This is a genomic window from Microcoleus sp. B4-D4 (genome assembly GCF_036705185.1).
GTDB lineage: Bacteria > Cyanobacteriota > Cyanobacteriia > Cyanobacteriales > Microcoleaceae > Microcoleus.
In genome coordinates this window covers 1-18,327 of the sequence record NZ_JAUBTX010000060.1, presented here as the reverse complement: position 1 = coordinate 18,327, position 18,327 = coordinate 1, and the positions used below count along the sequence as shown (strand labels likewise).

The 18,327-nt window shown below is 46.5% G+C and carries 14 protein-coding genes; 7 read left to right on the top strand and 7 right to left on the bottom strand.

The features are described from left to right. Positions 1-165: 165 nt before the first annotated feature. The gene (locus QUB13_RS27125) at positions 166-1,254 is read right to left on the bottom strand and encodes an outer membrane protein (protein ID WP_333387362.1); all 1,089 of its coding nucleotides are present in this window, start codon (positions 1,252-1,254) and stop codon (positions 166-168) included. A 651-nt stretch (positions 1,255-1,905) separates the two neighbouring features. On the opposite strand from QUB13_RS27125, the gene QUB13_RS27120 reads away from it, so the two are divergent. Further along, positions 1,906-2,448, top strand: coding sequence for a cyclic nucleotide-binding domain-containing protein (locus QUB13_RS27120; protein ID WP_194067076.1), 543 nt, complete (start codon positions 1,906-1,908; stop codon positions 2,446-2,448). Positions 2,449-2,687: 239 nt separating this feature from the next. Here QUB13_RS27120 and QUB13_RS27115 read toward each other — a convergent pair whose 3' ends face one another. Together QUB13_RS27115 and QUB13_RS27110 are read right to left on the bottom strand one after the other, a co-directional pair. Beyond that, positions 2,688-3,101: a hypothetical protein gene (locus QUB13_RS27115; RefSeq protein WP_333387358.1), complete on the bottom strand. Its 414-nt coding sequence runs from the start codon at positions 3,099-3,101 to the stop codon at positions 2,688-2,690. A gap of 135 nt (positions 3,102-3,236) precedes the next feature. After that, positions 3,237-4,091, bottom strand: coding sequence for an FAD-binding domain-containing protein (locus QUB13_RS27110; protein WP_333387355.1), 855 nt, complete (start codon positions 4,089-4,091; stop codon positions 3,237-3,239). 193 nt (positions 4,092-4,284) lie between these two features. Between QUB13_RS27110 and ribD the strand changes: the two genes are divergently transcribed. Both ribD and QUB13_RS27100 read left to right on the top strand, forming a co-directional pair. Next, on the top strand, positions 4,285-5,460 hold the full coding sequence (ribD, locus tag QUB13_RS27105) for a bifunctional diaminohydroxyphosphoribosylaminopyrimidine deaminase/5-amino-6-(5-phosphoribosylamino)uracil reductase RibD (protein WP_333387352.1): 1,176 nt from the start codon (positions 4,285-4,287) through the stop codon (positions 5,458-5,460). A gap of 52 nt (positions 5,461-5,512) precedes the next feature. Next, positions 5,513-6,124 (top strand): hypothetical protein, encoded by a 612-nt coding sequence (locus tag QUB13_RS27100; protein ID WP_333387350.1) that lies wholly within the window; start codon positions 5,513-5,515, stop codon positions 6,122-6,124. Between the two features lie 187 nt (positions 6,125-6,311). Here QUB13_RS27100 and QUB13_RS27095 read toward each other — a convergent pair whose 3' ends face one another. Next, entirely contained in the window at positions 6,312-7,226 is a 915-nt protein-coding gene (locus QUB13_RS27095) for a PPC domain-containing protein (protein WP_333387347.1), read from the bottom strand. A 100-nt stretch (positions 7,227-7,326) separates the two neighbouring features. On the opposite strand from QUB13_RS27095, the gene QUB13_RS27090 reads away from it, so the two are divergent. Continuing rightward, a complete protein-coding gene (locus QUB13_RS27090) occupies positions 7,327-9,024 on the top strand; it encodes a flavin monoamine oxidase family protein (RefSeq protein WP_333387344.1) in 1,698 nt (565 codons plus the stop codon). 49 nt (positions 9,025-9,073) lie between these two features. Here the strand turns inward: QUB13_RS27090 and QUB13_RS27085 are convergent, their stop codons facing one another. Then, positions 9,074-9,850, bottom strand: a complete 777-nt coding sequence (locus QUB13_RS27085) for a Uma2 family endonuclease (protein WP_442922206.1) — start codon at positions 9,848-9,850, stop codon at positions 9,074-9,076. 203 nt (positions 9,851-10,053) lie between these two features. On the opposite strand from QUB13_RS27085, the gene QUB13_RS27080 reads away from it, so the two are divergent. Both QUB13_RS27080 and QUB13_RS27075 read left to right on the top strand, forming a co-directional pair. Further along, the gene (locus QUB13_RS27080; RefSeq protein WP_333387337.1) at positions 10,054-10,536 is read left to right on the top strand and encodes an FxLYD domain-containing protein; all 483 of its coding nucleotides are present in this window, start codon (positions 10,054-10,056) and stop codon (positions 10,534-10,536) included. 255 nt (positions 10,537-10,791) lie between these two features. Then, positions 10,792-12,549 carry an ABC transporter ATP-binding protein gene (locus QUB13_RS27075; protein ID WP_333387334.1) on the top strand — a complete coding sequence of 586 codons (1,758 nt, stop codon included), beginning with the start codon at positions 10,792-10,794 and terminating at the stop codon, positions 12,547-12,549. A gap of 294 nt (positions 12,550-12,843) precedes the next feature. Here QUB13_RS27075 and QUB13_RS27070 read toward each other — a convergent pair whose 3' ends face one another. Together QUB13_RS27070 and QUB13_RS27065 are read right to left on the bottom strand one after the other, a co-directional pair. Then, complete coding sequence (locus tag QUB13_RS27070) at positions 12,844-13,047, bottom strand: hypothetical protein (RefSeq protein WP_333387331.1); 204 nt, start codon at positions 13,045-13,047, stop codon at positions 12,844-12,846. A 19-nt stretch (positions 13,048-13,066) separates the two neighbouring features. After that, the gene (locus QUB13_RS27065; RefSeq protein ID WP_333387330.1) at positions 13,067-17,563 is read right to left on the bottom strand and encodes an NACHT domain-containing protein; all 4,497 of its coding nucleotides are present in this window, start codon (positions 17,561-17,563) and stop codon (positions 13,067-13,069) included. Positions 17,564-17,931: 368 nt separating this feature from the next. Between QUB13_RS27065 and QUB13_RS27060 the strand changes: the two genes are divergently transcribed. Beyond that, on the top strand, positions 17,932-18,279 hold the full coding sequence (locus QUB13_RS27060; protein WP_333387327.1) for a hypothetical protein: 348 nt from the start codon (positions 17,932-17,934) through the stop codon (positions 18,277-18,279). Positions 18,280-18,327 lie beyond the last annotated feature (48 nt).

Here is an 18,327-nt window from a genome sequence, read left to right as displayed (position 1 = left end):
CTAGTTTATCTATTATACAACTAAGTGTTCTCCAAATTGCCATGTTATCCGAATAGCCGTGTACTCGATTGCTGTTGATTTTCCACCATCAAAAAAGGGCTGACTGTATTCCTACAGTCAACCCCGCGCTTATTTACTTATCGTGCGTTTGCTCAAATAGCAAAACTATCTAGCAATATTCGGGAAGGTATAGCCGACACCGACTAACAATCCCACATCAGTTCCATCGAGAAAACCCACATTCAGTGCCGCTGTGGCTGTAAAATTCCTTGACAGCGGTACATCTACACCCCCTGTAAGCAGGAAGCCAAAATTACCGTTATCGCCCGTAGAAACGGCTATGCCAGCACCTGCATAAGGAGCAGCAGTAATCACAAAATCATCGCTGACTTCGACAGCTTCTTTCGATACAAAATCGTAGGTAACGGGGACGAGAACAGTTAAGTTATCGCGGAACAAAACACTCGGTCTCACCGAGAAATTGTTAGTCAAACCAATTTTGCTAATAATCGCAAATGAAGTGTCGCCTAGGGCTGAATCTCCGCCAAAACCTATATTACCGCCAATGCCGATGTAGCTCGGCCCCGAACGGGTAGCTCTGCCCGGTCTAATGGTGGGGACTTGAGCTACTTTTTGAGTTGTTTCGGAGACTGCTGCCGGTTTTTCGGCAAGTTTCGGTTGGTTTGTCAGAGTCTGGGCGGAAGTGCTGACAGGATTGCTTAACACTTCTCGTGCTGTTTTGACTTCTTTTTCTTCCTTTGCTGCTGTCAGTTCCAAGTTGTGGCGATCGATCTTTTCGGCCATCTCCACCTTGGGCTGCACTTTGACGCTATCGGCAATTTTAGCTGTTTCTTCGGAGTTTTGTTTCTCGGCAGCAATGGGCGCGTACTCCATTTTTGCTGTTTCTGTCCCAGCAATTTCTGATGTTGTTGCTACAGATTCCGACTGTGCAGCCACAGATGCTGGCAAGTTGGCGACTGGTGCGGAGGCTGCTGTCTCTGCCGGTGTTGTTAGTTCGCTCCAACTGATAGAATCAATTTTTGTATTAGTAGCGATGGTTTCTGCATCGGGTTTAACCGCTGAAGTTGCCACAGGCTCAGAAATTTGGTCAATATTTGGAGCCGTCGCATTTGCCGCTGTACCGACATCGGGCAAGTTTCCAGTTTCAGCTTTTGCTGGCATGATACCGCAAAAAACTGCTAAAACTGCAAGATTTATTAGCGCAAAAGTAGACTTGGAAAATAGACTATTCATAGACACTCCTCAAGGAACGGTGTATTAAAAGTGTAAGTGTTGGAGGGCTCCTGTTGAGAGCTTTACTAAAAAATGACACAAATAGCACTTGTCTTGTTCCTAGATTGGCACTCAACCGTTGAACAGTCAACTCTCTAGCTGATTAGATTCAAGAACGGACTGCGGATTGAGATGCTACTTTTAATTTAGAGAGCGAACTGATAAAAATCAATCCAAGGGGGGATTTCACCCCGGCGCTGTGTTGAATTGATGGGTCGATCGCGCGATCGGAGTATTCTACAATTCTGTACTTGGGGCGCACCGACTCGCAGCAACGATCAAAAAATTGGTTTTTTTAGGGCGCACAGACTCAAAACCGAGAGACAGCACGCTTCCAAAATTGTTTTGCTAATCCGGCGGGGCTACAGCAAGGGCTCTTCGCAGCGGGCGATCGACTGCACAGTCTCCGAAAAATGATGTATGATCTCACTGATCCAAAAAAGAGTGGTAGATCGAGAGTATAAAAATTATTAAATATTATAATAATCGTGTAAAATAAAGTGTTTAATTAGTAGAGTTTAGCCTTCGCTTTCGCTCAGGGTATGACCATCTAAAAGCAGTACGCAATTAAACAACTAAAAAATAGAAAGTATTCGATTTCAACCTGACTTTATGAACAAAGTTCTAGTCATATTAGGCGAAATGAGCGATCGCGACATCGATTGGATGATCGCCAACGGTATCCGCACCACAATCCCTAGCGGCATCACCCTCATCACCGAAGGTAAGCCCTTAGAGGCGATGTACATAGTTCTGCATGGAAATTTGAGCGTTACTGCATTATCTTTGGGCGGCAAAGAAATTGGAACAATCACCTGCGGGGAAGTGTTGGGCGAAATGTCTTTTGTAGACGGGAGGCTTCCTTCTGCTAGCGTCACGTCAATTGATGAGTGCTTCATCCTGTCAATCCCCAGGCGGCTGCTAACAGAAAAATTGGAACAAGATGTAATGTTTGCGCTGAGGTTTTATCGGGCGATTACCAGATTTCTGTCATCAAGACTGCGGGGTACAGTCCAACGTTTCGGCGAAGAGACTGATTCTTTAACATATGAAGACCCCGACGATCGCAAACGGGCGATCGCGCCACACGTCGAAAATCTAGATTTGGCTCAATCGAGATTTGAATGGCTCTTGCAGCGTTTGAAGGCGAGTTGAGGGAAGAAGTCATTAGTCAGTAGTCAGTAGTCAGTAGTGAGTAGTCAGTAGTCAGTAGTCAGTAGTCAGTAGTTAGTAGTCAGTAGTCAGTAGTGAGTAGTCAGTAGTCAGTAGGGGCGGTGGATGGTGCGTGCCCGCCCTCTTAGTAGTCAGTAGTCAGTAGTCAACAGTCAACAGTTAACAGTTAACAGTGAATTCACTACTCCGATGCAGAGAGGATTTGATATCACCATTACCGATTAGAAAACATATTTTTCAGCGACGCGCCAGTAGCGGGAAAAACGCTTCAAATCAATGTAGCCATCGTAGCGGACAAAGGCTTCTGGCGGCAAAACTTCCACAGGAAGCGAACTCCTAATTTCCTGACAAATATCCTGAAACCGAGGACTGGGACTTTCTGTTGTGACTACTTGATTCGCCCCGGATTCTTGAGCAAAAGCGATAACTTCCGCAGCCACATTGCCGCGCCGAATAACTACCGGCAACTCCAGCAAACATTCGTAAATAAACACCATTCGTTTGAGACTCAACTGCCATTCATCGATGAGCGCGTCGTCCCAAACCCAAATTGCCGGTGCGTCTGGGTGTGCTTGAAAAGCGGGGCCTTGGGGACTCAAACAGTCGCCGTGCAGCCAAATAATCGGATTGTTCATAACTTGTGTTGACGGTTGACTGTTGACGGTTGACGGTTGACGGTTGACGGTTGACGGTTGACTGTTGACTGTTGACTGTTGACGGTTAACTGTTAACAGTCAACCGTTAACAAATAACAAATAACCAATAACTAATTAACGACCTTTTTTATGGCGCTGCCAACTTTTAGAACCGCCCGTGCGATCGACCTTTTCGCCATGAGGAAACAACTTGCTTTCTAAATATTCATAAGTTCCCTCAAAATCGCACTGCCCATAAAAAGCACAATCGCCACAATAAACCTTCTTAGTGTAACGCTCCAAATTTTCCCGATTAAAAAAATAAGGCTTGTGACTGAAAGTGCTCGCTACCCACTGCCAAGACAGATTATTGCTCGCCGGATCTCCATCTAGCAAGTGCTGCAAAAACCAGCGAGCTCCGGCTTGCCAGCGCACGCGCCGCCAGTGTACCAAATAACTAGCCATCCACATCCGCTGGTGGTTGTGCAAATAACCGGTTTCTCGCAACTCGCGGCTGAAACTGTCGATGCAAACCAAGCCAGTCGTACCCTCGACTACATCCTGCGGCAGAGTTTCGCTGTAATCTTTAGCAGTGTAACCAGTTTTGTATGGTTCCCGGTCTTGCCAAATCCCTTTGCCCAATTCGGCATAAAGTCGCTGCCAATAATCCCGCCAACCCAACTCGTTGACAAGTTTTACGGCATCTTCTTGATGCTGCACTTTCGAGAGCACGACATCCCGTACTTCGGCAAGGCTCAAAACGCCGTAGCGCAAATAGGGCGACAACCGCGTTACCGCGCCGTTGAGGAAATTGCGGGTGGAGGCGTATTTGCCGGGCTCAATTTGTTGCAGCGCTGTCTCGGCTGCTTTGCGCCCGCCTGGGGTTGCGGGTACGTTGCTATCCTGGGCGGCGGCTTCGGGGAACTGTTCGCGCACGTAGGCTATTAATTCGTCGCGGCTGGCAAATTCCCGCTTCATGTCGTGACTCATCGTTTTTTCTCAAGCGGCTGCTATTGTTTCTTAATATTAAAGGTATTTGCTGGGGTCACAAGCTGCCCGATCGCCCGCTTGTTGCCCTTAACTCCCGATAACGTACAGTGCGCCTAGCAGGAATAGATCGTCGGCGGCCCAAAATTAGCATCAAAGTCACTAAACTTAGGGTTAGATATCATAGCAAAATCTTATGGACACTTTTGGGGCGGACGCTCAATCGATCGCCAATTCAGCTAACCGACAGCAGCAATCTACCAAACAACTGGACAACAGCCAAGTTCAAGAGTTCGATCGAGCCATGATGCGCCGCTGCATAGAATTGGCCCGCCACGCCCTAGGCAAAACCGCACCAAACCCCCTCGTCGGTTCTGTAATTGTCCGAGACGGCAAGATTGTCGGCGAAGGGTTTCATCCCGGTGCCGGCCAACCTCACGCCGAAGTATTTGCGCTCCGCGAAGCGGGGGAACTCGCCGAAGGAGCGACGGTTTACGTCAACCTGGAACCCTGCAACCACCACGGGCGTACTCCTCCCTGTTCCGAAGCTTTAGTCAAGGCAAAGGTGGCAAAAGTAGTGGCTGGCATGGTCGATCCGAATCCTTTGGTAGCCGGCACTGGACTCGCCCGGTTGCGGGAAGCCGGGATTGAAGTGGTGGCGGGAGTCGAAGGGGAAGCTTGTCAGAAACTCAACGAGGCTTTCGCGCACCGGATTTTGTACCGCCGGCCTTTTGGAATTTTGAAATATGCGATGACTTTGGACGGTAAAATTGCTACCAGTACCGGTCACAGCGCTTGGGTGACGGGCTCGGAGGCTCGGAGCGAGGTACACCGGGTGCGCGTCGGCTGCGATGCGGTGATTGTTGGCGGAAATACGGTGCGTCTGGACAATCCCCTACTCACTAGCCATCACCCTGACAGAAATAATCCCCTGCGGGTGGTGATGAGCCGCACTCTGGATTTGCCGAAGTCGGCTTGGTTGTGGGAAACCTCCTCGGCGGCTACTTTGGTGCTGACTGAAGCTGGGGTTAACCCGGAATTTCAGGAATTTTTGATAGCAAAAGGGGTGGAAGTTGTAGAATTGTCGCCGCTGACACCGACTAATGTGATGGCTTATTTGTACGATCGCTCTTTTCTTTCTGTACTGTGGGAGTGTGGTGGCACTTTGGCGGCTTCGGCAATTGCTGAAGGTGCGGTTCAAAAAATTATGGCTTTTATTGCTCCTAAAATTGTTGGTGGCCAAGATGCTCCCACTCCTGTGGGAGATTTGGGGTTTTCGGCAATGACTGATGCTTTGACTTTGGAGCGGGTTTCTTGGCGCACGGTGGGTGCGGATTGTGTGGTGGAAGGCTATTTGAAAATTAAAGATTGAAAGTTAAAAGCGAATTTTTTTAGTTTTTAATTTTTAAATTTTAACTCCTTTTATGGTGGAAATTCTGATTTGGAGTTTGATGGTTGGTAGTCTCGGTTTAGAGGCTGCAATCCTGGGTGTCTTGGTGAGCCGCGAGCAATCGGTTGCGGGGGAAAAATGCGACGAGGAGGAGGAAGTTTTGACTCGGTACGAATCTCAAGAAGATAATTTTAATGCGCCGGAAAATGCGCGATCCAACGGCCAGCCTAAATCCGATCGCAATTCTGATGATTTGGCGGTTTGGGAGTACAAGATTGTCCGGGCTAGCAGGGATTTGTTTCGCAATCCGGCGATTTTTCACAAGCTGTGCCGGGAAGAGGCGGAAGTTGGCTGGATTTTGCTCGAAAAGCTCGATGACAGGCGGGTGCGGTTCAAACGCCCGATCGCGCTGCGGGACGCTCCGAGGCCTAATTTACCAAGTTTTGACCCTTACCGCAGTCATTACGGCCCGATGTCGAATGCGATGACTTGGGCGGGGGCGATCGTGTTGCTGAGCGCGATCGTCCTGCCTGCTGTTTTGGGCTATGCTTTGGTGTCGGCTACTCTCAACAGAAGTCGCTCTAATTTGCCTCCGACACCGGTTCAATCTTTGCCGTCTCCGGGCGGGCCGGAAACTAATAATTGAAATCTCGGGATTTGGTAAATTAGTAATTGGTAATTTACCGCTCTCGAAACCAGTTTTATCGCAAGTCTAAATCATTTGTTAAGCATTTTTTAACAGACCGCGAAGGCGCAAAGAGCGCGAAGGAAGATGGGAGAAGAGTGCCTGTTTGCTTGACGGATTTATAATTGCTACAGGCGTTAATTCGAGTTTAATTTTGGGGCGGTATTATTGAGGGAGCGGACAGCAATCTCAAGTTGTAATTGGTATCGCCTTGAAATTGAGAAACGCGGACGAAATAAGTCCCCGGAGGCAAAGCCCCATTGCTGACAATTGTTTCTGAAGCCGTGCCTACATTGTTAGACGAAGCAATAATATCATCTAATCCAACTGCACTGTTGCCGTTGATATCCTGAATTAATTCTACATCAATATCTGCACTCAAACCGTCAACTGTTGCACTGAAAAGGCTCGGAGTATTCAGGATGAAACTGTAAATGTCGGTTGGTTGGGCAGCGCCCACAAAATCGCTCGCAGTTTGAATTTCTCCAAGAATTCCTAGGTTTTGTGCTGCGTTCAAGTTGTCGGCGGGATCGGGGAGTGTACTCAATAATCCTTCTGGTTGGCCAAATTGAATGTAGTGATCGATCGCACTTTTAACTGCGCCGCTGGTGACTGCTCCTGCTACCAGCGGATATTTTTCTAGATAAAAGCTGGGATCGAAGAAAGCGCTCGGTTTGCGGTTTTCAAGTTGACCGACTTTAAAGTAGTGTTCAAAGGCGGTAAATTGATTTGTCTGGACTGCTGTCTGAACGTCTGGGTTGCTTGCTAGATAGAAACCAACATCGAACAAAGGGTTAGGGTTGCGTCGTTCAAATTGACCGAATTTGATAAAGTGATCTGCCCCAGAAAAGCCGTTGAGTTTGGCTGATGCTGCTACGTCTGTATTGGTGTCTAAATAATAGCTGGCATCGAACAGGGCGTTGGGATCGCGATTTTCAAATTTGCCAATTTTTCGGTAGTGATCGAAGGGGCTCGATACCGTGCCTCTGGCAACTGCTACGGCGACATCTGGGTTGTTTTCGAGATAAAATTTGCTGTCGAACAGTGTTCTGAGGGTTAGCATTATTAAAAAAAATCTCTTTGTACTTTAGTCTGGAAAGTGCATAATCAAATTCGATTAGACAATCCAGTTTACACCGAAGTTTTGTGAGGGTGGCTCAATTATGGCTAAATCTGCACTGATGGCAATGCTGCGCCGCGCTGCGAGTATTGCCCAAAAGTCTCGGGAAACGGGCATTCCGGCTGATGAATTACTGGGGATGCTGACTTCGCGCAGTTCTAATTTTCCCATATCTCGGCGCCAGTTGCTGCACGGGGGTTTAGCTGCAGCGGGGGCTGTAGCTGCTGCGACTTTTACTCGGGAGGGAGCTTTTGCTCAACAAGGCGGACGATCGCCCATTTTGGTTGTGGGTGCGGGAATTGCGGGTTTGACGGCGGCCTATCGCTTGCGTCAAGCGGGCGTGCGTGCCGATATCATTGAGGCAACTAACCGCGTGGGGGGGAGGATTCGGACAGTTCCCAAGGTGGCTGGAACGCTGATTCCGGCCGATGTGGGGGGAGAATTTATTGACACCGGTCATACTAATTTAATCTCGCTGGCGACGGAATTGGGTTTGCGGGCGATCGACTTACTTGGCGTGCAGCGGGGATTGGTGAAGGATACTTTTTTCTTGGAAGGGCGACGCTTTTCTCAAGAACAATTAATCGCAGATTTTGCGCCGCTAGCCACTAAAATTAGTGCTGATTGGCAGGCCGTGGGCGATAACTTTAGCTATCTGGATTTTACGGAAACTGCAGAAAGATTGGACAATATTTCGATCGCCCAATATCTCGATGGAGCTGATACTAGCACGATTGTCCGGCAGTTGCTCCGCATAGCTTACACGGCGGAATACGGCCGAGATCCCGAGGAACAGTCGGCGTTAAATCTGCTGTTTTTAATCGGTTCTGAACCTAACACTTTTGAATTGTACGGCAACAGCGACGAGCGCTATCAAATTGAAGGCGGTAACAGTCAAATTATCAACCGTTTAGCGGATCAATTGTCTGGTTCGATCGAGGCGGGGACGGTTTTGGAAGCGATTACTCTGTTACCAGACGGCCGCTATCGGGTAAATTTGCGATCGGGACAAAGCGCCTTCGAGCGCACTTACGAGCGAGTTTTGTTAACTTTGCCGTTTAGCACTCTGCGTGACGTTAAAATTAACGTACCTTTGCCGCAACCAAAGCGCAGGGCGATCGAGCAATTGGGCTACGGTACCAATTCTAAGTTAGTTACCGGCTACCGCAGCCGCATTTGGCGGGAAGTTTATCAATCAACTGCTTCTGTTTATACCGATTTAGGATTCCAAAATAGCTCGGAAGCTACGCCTTTTGCTCCTACTGGTAACGGTTTAGTTACTAATTTTACAGGAGGAAAGCAGGGTTTGGCGATCGGTGCCGGAACTCCAGAAGACCAAGCACAAAGATTTTTGAACCAATTTGAAAGAGTTTTTCCCGGAGTGAGAAATTTGCGATCGGGCAAAGCTGTGCGAGCTTATTGGCCGGGAGAACGCTTTTCTAAAGGTTCTTATTCCTGCTATTTAGTCGGACAGTGGACGCAAATGTACGGCGTTGAAGGCGAACGAGTTGGCAATTTATATTTTGCCGGGGAACACACTTCGCTGGAACATCAAGGTTACATGGAAGGCGGTTGCGAAACTGGACAAAGGGCGGCTGTTGAAATTTTGCAAGATTTGGGTTTAACAGGTTCTGCTGATGCTTTGAATACTCGCAGTGCGAGCAGTTTGAACCAGCGCCGTCCCAGCAGGAAAGTTCCCGGAACCCGGAATCTTAGGAATAGGAATCCGAGTATTAGATAATAATTTCAGGTGCGCCGCAGCGCACCCTACAAATATCGCAGACAATTTATCAAACAATCTCGTCGGGGTTAATTCCCTGAGCGCGTAAATATTCAGCAAGGCGATCGGCTCGTTCGCATTCGCGATCGGCCCGTTCGCGTTCGAGTTCGACCCGTTGTCGTTCCGCTGTTATCTGTTCTACACCCCACAAAAGCAGATTTCCTGCTTCATCCCACCAGCGCAACCAATAACCTGTACGCTGTTCTTTTTCCCCCCGCCAAGTTCCCAAATACAAACCAAAATCTGCTATCCAATGGCGACCTTCCTCATCAGGAAATTCTAGTTCATAGTTGCCATTTTGCAAGCGATATACCTCCAATAATCCACTTTCGGGGTCAAAAATGATGTAAGTTGGCACTTGCAGAATTTGTTCGTAAAAAAACCACTTTCCGGGAGGGAAAGTACGTCTAATAGAATATTCCTCGCCGTCTGTTTCCGACAAAAACTCCATCACAATGCTTGGGATTTCTCCTTCCAAGTTTGGGGTGTAGCTTTTGCGGTCTCTTCTAGATTCTACCGGGAGTACGGAAGGTACATAAACCCAATCTGGTGCTTTAATAACTAACTCGCCGTTGACAGTAGCGCAAATGCCAAAATTGCTAGCAATCAGCATTAGCGGGCCGATTAATCCTCTCAGTTCTAAGATTTCTCGCAGTGCTCCGGCAATTAGCGGTTGACCTGTATTTTCCACGGGCTTTTCTTCTAATTGGAAGTCGTCTGGCAACTTCTCCCAACTTACGGTCATTGCTACCGTTTTTTGTTTTGGGTGATCTTGAGTCGCGACCATGACTTTACTTACTAAAGTTTGATGTTTTATCATAGCACAATACAATGTGCGCCTTCATTAGACAAGATTGCACTCCCAAGTAGACAATCTTGAATACATCTGCGTCGATCGGTGTTTATCCGCTTGAAATCTGTGGTTAACCAATCAATCAAATATTTATGCAATGTAAGTCTAATTAATTTCAGCAAATACCGATAAAAAATATGAAAACTTTACATTTGACCTTAACTTTATCCACCTTGCTAATCTCGCCAATTTCAGCTAGCGCTTTGCTGGCAGATTCTACAAAGACGAAAATTCAAATTTCACAAATTGACGAGCCGTTTTGCTACATGAAAACTCCAGACGGCAAAACAGTAGATTTAGGCAAACTCTGCGAAAAATCACCAAATTCGGAAACTTCCCAAACTTGCATTAGTGGTTCCAATATGGCTGCAAAATTATCAATTGCGACGGTTCATTATGACGGCAGTTTTTTCACCGGTAAAGTGGTCAATCAAGGCTGCAAAACAATCAAGAATGTGAAAGTCAATTATGAAGTTTTGGACGAATCGGGTAATTTAATTGATAACGGATTTATTGACGCTCTACCAGTTACTGTTGCACCCGGAGAGTCCGCTACTTTTAGGGGTGCAGTTGTCGCAGGGGCTAAGGTGCAGGCGACTTATGCAGATGCTTTAGAATGATTGTTGCGATTTGCCCGATCGCTGATATCATATTCAGGCTCAGATATCTCTATGACTTACGCAATGACTTACGAAGAGATCCCCCTAAATCCCCCTTAAGAAGGGGGACTTTGAGAATAATCTTGTCCTCCTATTAATAAGGCGGACTTTGAATAATAATCTTGTCCCCCCCTTTTTAAGGGGGGTTAGGGGGGATCGAAGTTTGAATATTCTTGCAGAGATTCCCAAAAACAGAATTTGCGAGGGCAAAATATCTTGAAAACTCGATCGACATACTGGCAAATCTTACCCTACCTCCGTCCCCAAAAACAAACCATCGGTAAAGCATTAGCTTGTACCGTAGTATTTACCGTATTTTGGCCGATTATAGCGTGGCTGGTTGGCGAAACAGCAAAATTTATAGGAAAAGGAGATTTACAAGGATTCGGTCAAATTGCTGCACTCAGCGCCGTTATATTTCTGATTCGCGGTACTGCCCAGTACGGTCAAGATACGCTGATGGCAAAAGCAGCTTTGACTATTGCTTTAGAAATTCGCAAAAAAGTTTACGCACACCTCCAAAAACTCAATATTGGCTACTTTGAAACTGCCAAAACCGGAGATTTATCCTATCGCCTCACCGAAGATATTGACCGCATTGGCGAAGTCGTAAATAAATTTTTCCATCAGTTTATTCCTTGTGTTTTGCAGCTAATTGCTGTTTTGGGATATATGATTTATCTCAACTGGCAATTAACTTTAGGTGCATTAATTATCGCACCGCTGATGGCTATCTTAATTGGCTGGTTTGGTGAAAGATTGCTGAGTTATTCGCGGCAAAGTCAAAATCGCATTTCTGATTTATCCGCTTTGCTGACAGAAGTATTTAGCGGCATTCGTTTAATTAAAGCGTTTGTGGCTGAAGATTACGAAATTGCCCGCTTTGGAGAAGAAGCAGAACAAAACCGCCGCGCTAAGTATTTGTCGGAAAGAGTAAAAGCGCTTCAGTTCGTTGTAGTTGGCTTTCTGGAAGCGATGAGCGTGATTTTGCTCTTTTTTCTAGGAGGTTGGCAAATTTCTCAAGGAAATCTCACAGGTACTCAATTTATTAGTTATATCGCAGGGGTGGCACTTTTAATTGACCCGATCGCCATTACAACTGCAAATTACGGCGATTTCAAGCAGGGAGAAGCTTCTAGCGATCGCATTTTTGAACTTTTAGCCATTCAACCCGCAGTCGTCGAAAAGCCAGGGGCGATCGAACTTCCCCGCGTTACAGGTAAAGTCGAATATCGCAACATTAATTTTGCCTACCCCCCTCAACCCCCCCTTGATAAGGGGGGGCAAGGGGGGGTTCCGATTTTGCAAAACATGAGTTTGTTGGTGCTTCCCGGAGAAATGATCGCCCTTGTGGGCGCATCCGGTGCCGGGAAAACTACGTTAGTAAACTTGTTACCGAGATTTTACGATCCGCAAGCGGGACAGATTTTAATTGACGGTATTGATATTCAAGATGTCACCTTAAATACTCTGCGCCGGCAAATCGGGATTGTACCGCAAGAAACGATTTTATTTTCGGGTACAATTGCTCAAAATATTGCTTTCGGTCAATCTTATTATGAACTAAAAGATGTGGAAAAAGCGGCACAAATTGCTAACGCGCATCAATTCATTAGTGAGTTTCCCGACGGTTATCAAACTTGGGTTGGAGAAAGGGGTGTAAATTTATCTGGCGGACAAAAACAAAGAATTGCGATCGCCCGTGCGGTTCTGCTCGCTCCCAGAATTTTGATTCTCGATGAAGCTACATCGGCGCTGGATTCGGAATCTGAAGGTTTAGTGCAGGAAGCGCTGGAAAGATTGATGCGCGATCGCACGGTTTTTATTATCGCGCACCGCTTGGCTACTGTGCGGAGAGCCGATCGCATTTTAGTTCTCGAAAAAGGCAGAATTGTGGAATCGGGCACGCACGAGGAATTGCTCGAAAAGGGCGATCGATATGCTGGCTACTACGCTCAACAGTTTAGTCAGTAGGCTACATTAGAAACCGGGTTTTTGGCAATTTTTGCTGGCCTCAACGAAGTATTATCGAAAAAACCCGGTTTCTGTTTACCCCTGCGTAAGTTCTGTTCGGGATAACTATAGTAACGGAGGAGACGGCAATGCCGTTTCCCTACCCCAAAATCATCGATTTTCCTCCATGAGAAATGTAACCCTCGCCCGACTAATTGTAGGGCCACGGCACTGCCGTGTCCTAATTATGGGTAATATCAATTCCGATGAAGGATGGTAGGTTTAGTTGTCCCATGAGTTTCTTTCTTCAAGAAGTTACCGGTCAATTTCTTCAACAGTTCTGGAAACATGACGGCTGCGGATTTCTGTCAGCAATTCCAACACTTTACGCCGCCACGGAGGCTTTTCTGGTATAATCACAAAAACTTCAACTTCTTCACCCACAGATCCAGGTGGCACTTGAATTTCAAGTTTATTTCCTGCAATAACTTTGGTTGTAATCCGTATTGCGGACTGCATAATTCCTCCTTGGCTACGATCAATTTTCCACAGCCCCTAAAGCTTTGAGCGTTGCTTTTTCAACTTCCGTTAAACCCGTAACCCCTGTAATATTCATGTTTTCATAAGGTCTGTCACTTTTGAGTATTTTGAGGCACTCACCGGTCTCAATCTCCCAAATCATAATTGTGCCATCCCGACTGCAAGTAGCAATAATTTTTTCATTTGAACAGAAGGAAACTGAGTTAATTCTACTGGTATGACATTGCCAAATTTTGAGACATTCACCAGTACGGATATCCCATAATCTTACCGTTCCATCTACACTTCCACTAGCAACTATTTCACCACAATAACTGAAGGCAACTGAACGTATCCAATCAGTATTCCCCTGCAAAATTTGGAGGCATTCACCACTGCGAACATCCCACAGCCTCACTGTTTGATCGACACTGCCAGTGGCAAGTATTTCACCGTTCTGGCTAAAGGCGATCGCCGGTGCCCAACCCGTATGCCCCTGTAAGATGTGGAGGCATTCACCAGTATGGATATCCCACAGCCTCACCGTTCCGTCAAAACCTGCACTGGCAAATATCTCGCCCAAAGGACTGAAGGCAGCCGAGTGTACTGAACTGTTATTTCCTTGCAAAATATGGAGGCATTCACCAGTATGGATATCCCACAGCCTCACCGTTTGGTCGTAACCTGCACTAGCAAGTATTTTACCCGAAGGATTGAAGGCGATCGACCTTACTTCTTTTCCACAATGTTGCAAAATATGGAGGCATTCACCACTGTTAATATCCCACAGCCTTAGTGTTTCGTCAAAACTAGCACTGGCCAGTATTTCACTCGAAGGACTGAAGGCAACTAAGTGCACCCGATCGAGATGTCCGTGCAAGATTTGGAGGCATTCACCACTGCTGACATCCCACAGCTTGACTGTTTGCTGGTCATCGCCGCTGACCAGCATTTCACCGTTTGGACTAAAGGCTACTGACCTTACTTGAGTGCTATGCCCTTGCAGTGTATTCAAGCATTCACCGCTGTCGATCGCCCACAGCATTAGCGTTTTATTATAACTACCGCTAACAAGTATTTCACCAGCAGGATGGAAAGCGACTGACCCTACTCGATCGTTATGCCCTTGCAAAGTATTCAAGCATTCACCCCTGTTGATATTCCACAGTTTTGCTGTGCGATCGTGACTTCCACTTGCGAGTATTTCGCCATTTGGGCTAAAGGCGATCGACTTTATTTGATCGAAATGTCCCTCCAAACTTTTGAGACATTGACCGCTACCAATATTCCACAGCTTCACTGTTTCGTCGCCGCTGCCACTAGCAAGTATTTCACCAGCAGCATTGAAAGCAACTGAAAACACATTTTTAGTATGGCCGTGCAAAATTTTCAAGCATTCACCAGTACCGACATTCCACAGTCTCACTGTTTTGTCACCGCTTCCACTGGCAAACATTTCACCAGCAGGATGGAAAGCGACTGAAAACACATTTTCAGTATGACCGTGCAAAATTTGCAGGCATTCACCCGTGCGGATATCCCATAACCCGATCGTGCGATCGAAACTCCCGCTAGCGAGTATATTTCCATCAGGATTGAAGGTGACTGACATTACTGATTCGGTATGTCCCTGCAAAACTTTTAAACATTCACCACTCTTGACATCCCATAACTTGATTGTTTTGTCATAACTCGCGCTAGCGAGTATCTCCCCGTCAGGACTGAAAGCAACTGACTCCACCACGTTGGTATGTCCTTTACAGGTCAATATTTCTCTGCAACTGCTAGCTTCCCACAAGCGAACTACGCCATTACTATCACCTGTAGCTAACAGTTTGCCATCAGGACTAAATATTACTGACCGAACACTGCCGAAGATTTTCGTAAAAATAGAATTAGTCAAATTGGATTCAGCAAAATTGACGTGGCGCAGACTAGCATCTGTAAAATCAGCACCTAAAATAACTGCACGAGAAAGGTCTTTTTCTTCTAACGCAGTCCGATCGATTTTCACCAACAGCGTCGCCGCATTCCCTCCCACATAACCTACCTCACTTTCAGTTTTTCCCCGCGTTGCTTCCAGAATTTCCAATAATTTCTCCGTAGCTGCCCCTACATCGAGGCAGGGCCGGCACGAGGACACCGCCCCTACCATTGGTAACAACAAATCCATCACTGCTTTTGTCAGCGGTGCGTGTCCAAAACTCTGACGGAGTTGTCCTAAATCTTCCGCCGCAAATCCTTTTAAAGGCGCAATAAGCTCACCATTATTTCTATTCTGGGCTTGCAGCCGACAATAATTAGACCAAGTGTATTCTTGAGGCGCTGCATTAGGATCTAAACAAGACTGTTCAGGCGCAACTAATTCGATAAAATCTGCCGCCAAAACTCCCAATTCTGCTGCAAATTTATAAGCGACAAAAAACTCTAATAACGAACGGTGCGCCGGAGTATAATCGCCGTCGGCATTACGAATCAGCATCGTTTGACCCATCATGTCGTAGTGCCAGTGGTCTAAGTCTTTTTCCTCTTGCACGATGGAACCAAACAAGCTGCGAATGCGATCGGGAAAACCGCGATAATTCAGGCTCATTTGGTTGGTTGACAGCATTTCCCAAGACAGTTCGCACAAAAAGTAAAGCTTATCTGCTAAGGAAGTAAAAGTCCGTTCAGCTTTGATATCTCTCTCTATCTTCCGCCGCACCGCATACAGATATATCCGCGACATATCGACTGGTTTTCCAGCTTCAATATCCGGCAATGCTTCCAAAATTAACTCGGTCATCACCGGGCGGCGCGCTAAATCCAATAGTTGCGGGTTTCCCATCACTTTTTCCACTGTCGCCGCTTCTGTTTGAAATGACAGCGCTTGCCCAATTTGCTCGTCGTTAAACTTCTCTAATTCTAATACTTCAAATTGGGGAATTTCACCTGTCAAAATGGTTGTTGACGCTTGCAGTTCTGCATTGAACAATGCCCGTCCTTCCTTGCCTTCAGGAAAGTGTTCGGTACGGCAAGTGAGGATGACTTTTGCGCCGGGAACGACCGTTTTTGCTAGTTCCCAGAAGTTGTTGATGGTTTCTTGCCGATCGCACTTAGCGGCCATTTCATCAAAACCATCGAAAATCAACAGAAACTTACCCATGCGATTTAGTTGTTCAAAGGCCGAATAACCCGCCAAAGGTATCTCGTGTTTCCGAAAGAAAAACTCGGAAAATAGCGACTCCACACTAACGGCTTTCGCGTAATCTCGCAGCGGAATTACTAACGGCAAACGCGGGCGTTCCAAACCGCGCTTTTGAGCATCTCGGTAGCGTTGCAGCGCCATCCAAGCATAGTGCATCACAAACCAAGTTTTCCCCGTCCCAAATTCTCCTAAAACTGAAATATGTTCTTTTACTGGGTCATTCAACCACAGGTCAATATAACCTTCAATCCAGCCATCTCCCTCGCCATAATGACTCACTCCTATTTTGCGGTGAGTATCGGGATCAATTTCTTCTTTTGTACAAGCTAGTGGCACGTATTTTGTATTAATTTTCCGGCTGGTAATTTCAGTTTCTAGCCAATCCAGATAAGCGGTAAAATCGGCATCTTGGTCGAGCAATTCATCGAAAGTATAGCAAGCTAAATCGCGATTTTCATCTTTTTTTACTTCATCCCGCGCGGCGCGACTGATGCGGCGGGCGGTGACTAACCATCCTTCATCGGTGCGCTGTTTTTCCACCGACTCGCGCAAGGCCGAAATGTCCTTGAGTCCGGCTTCTCCGGCAATTCCGCGCACTAAAATGCGATCGTACCGATTGCGTCTGACGGGAACATTGATAATCCATTCAAAATAGTTATCTTCCGAGATTTGATAGGTTTCAAACTTATAACTTAATGTCTCAAACCAACCTCGAACTTGTTGCGATAAAATAAAAGCTTGAGACTTTTGAATATTCGTTGATGCTGCTGCGGGAAGTGCGGGATAATCTTGAGATTCCAACCGCGCAAATTCGGTGCGAATTCCTTCCAGCGTGGGAAGGCGTTCGATGCGATCCATTACCATAGATAGGCGTTTTTGCAAAGAGGCGAGCGAATTTCCCACCATCACATCTCCCAGCGTCCGCGTCCGCTTTGCTACTTCCATAAACACGGCGGCAAATGCCATGAATTCCCGTCTGGGGTCAATGCCTAAATCTCGGATTTCCTTGCCCAAAGCAGACTCGTTCAGATAGTCTTCGCCTGCTTGAATTAAAATGGCTGGGCTATCGGACTCGAAAGCTTTGCGAAATGCTGATTCAATTTCTTTTTGGCGAAACAGTTCTAAAATTTGTTTGGGTTTGCCTGCGCCGTATTCTACTAAAGTATAAACATAAACTCCGCTAAAATCTGCTGGCGGCGCGTCGGGGTCGAGGTTGAATTTTTTTAATAATTTGATGACTGTTTCGTTGCGCTGAAGCTTGTCTTTGACGATGCCGAAGGGAATTGCTGTCAGGAGACTGATAACTAAGTCGAGACTAATTGGGATCATTTAGGTATTCCTGTTTGTCCGTGAAAGTAAGGCTCAAATCTAGAATCGGTAGGCTGTGTCCCTGAAATGCGTTGCGGGTCGCAAACTGCTCTAATTCTATGTTAACAGGAGTTACGCACTCCGGCAAAAGAAACCGGATTTTTACAGATTCTGCTGGCTGGAACGAAATATTTTCGGAAACAACCCGGTTTCTGACTGCCCGTGCGTAGGTTCTATTCAGTTAGCTTAGCAGTTTTTACTAAAAATGACAATAATAAAACAGAGGAAAAACCGACATATTTTGTAGTAAAATTAACGGCAATATTAGTTGTTATATCCTGAATCCAAAAGCTAAAATATAGATAACTAACAAATAAATCTTGCTATCTATGAAAATACAATCTTCCGTCTTAGTCCACCTGGGATTTGGCAAATATGTACGCTCCGATCGCGTAACGGCAGTAATACCAATCGAAGAAGAACGGGGGGCCGGTCGGCGGACTTTCGTGCACGTAGACGGCGAAGCTGACCCGATCGTTGCTTCGCGAGCAGAAGATACGATCGTCCGCCATTTGGTGCAAGAACCGCGCGACATAACTCAAGCTCGCCAACAACAAGAAATCCTCCAAGATTTGCTCGCCGATTTGAGCAACGTTAACGTCACCGTGCGCCGCATCAGCCGCGATGAAGGCGGACTCGACCTCGAACGTTTAGACCCACATTCCGCAGATATTTAGACAAATTTAATAGTTTTAAAATTGGAGGCATAAAGCCATAAAATCAAT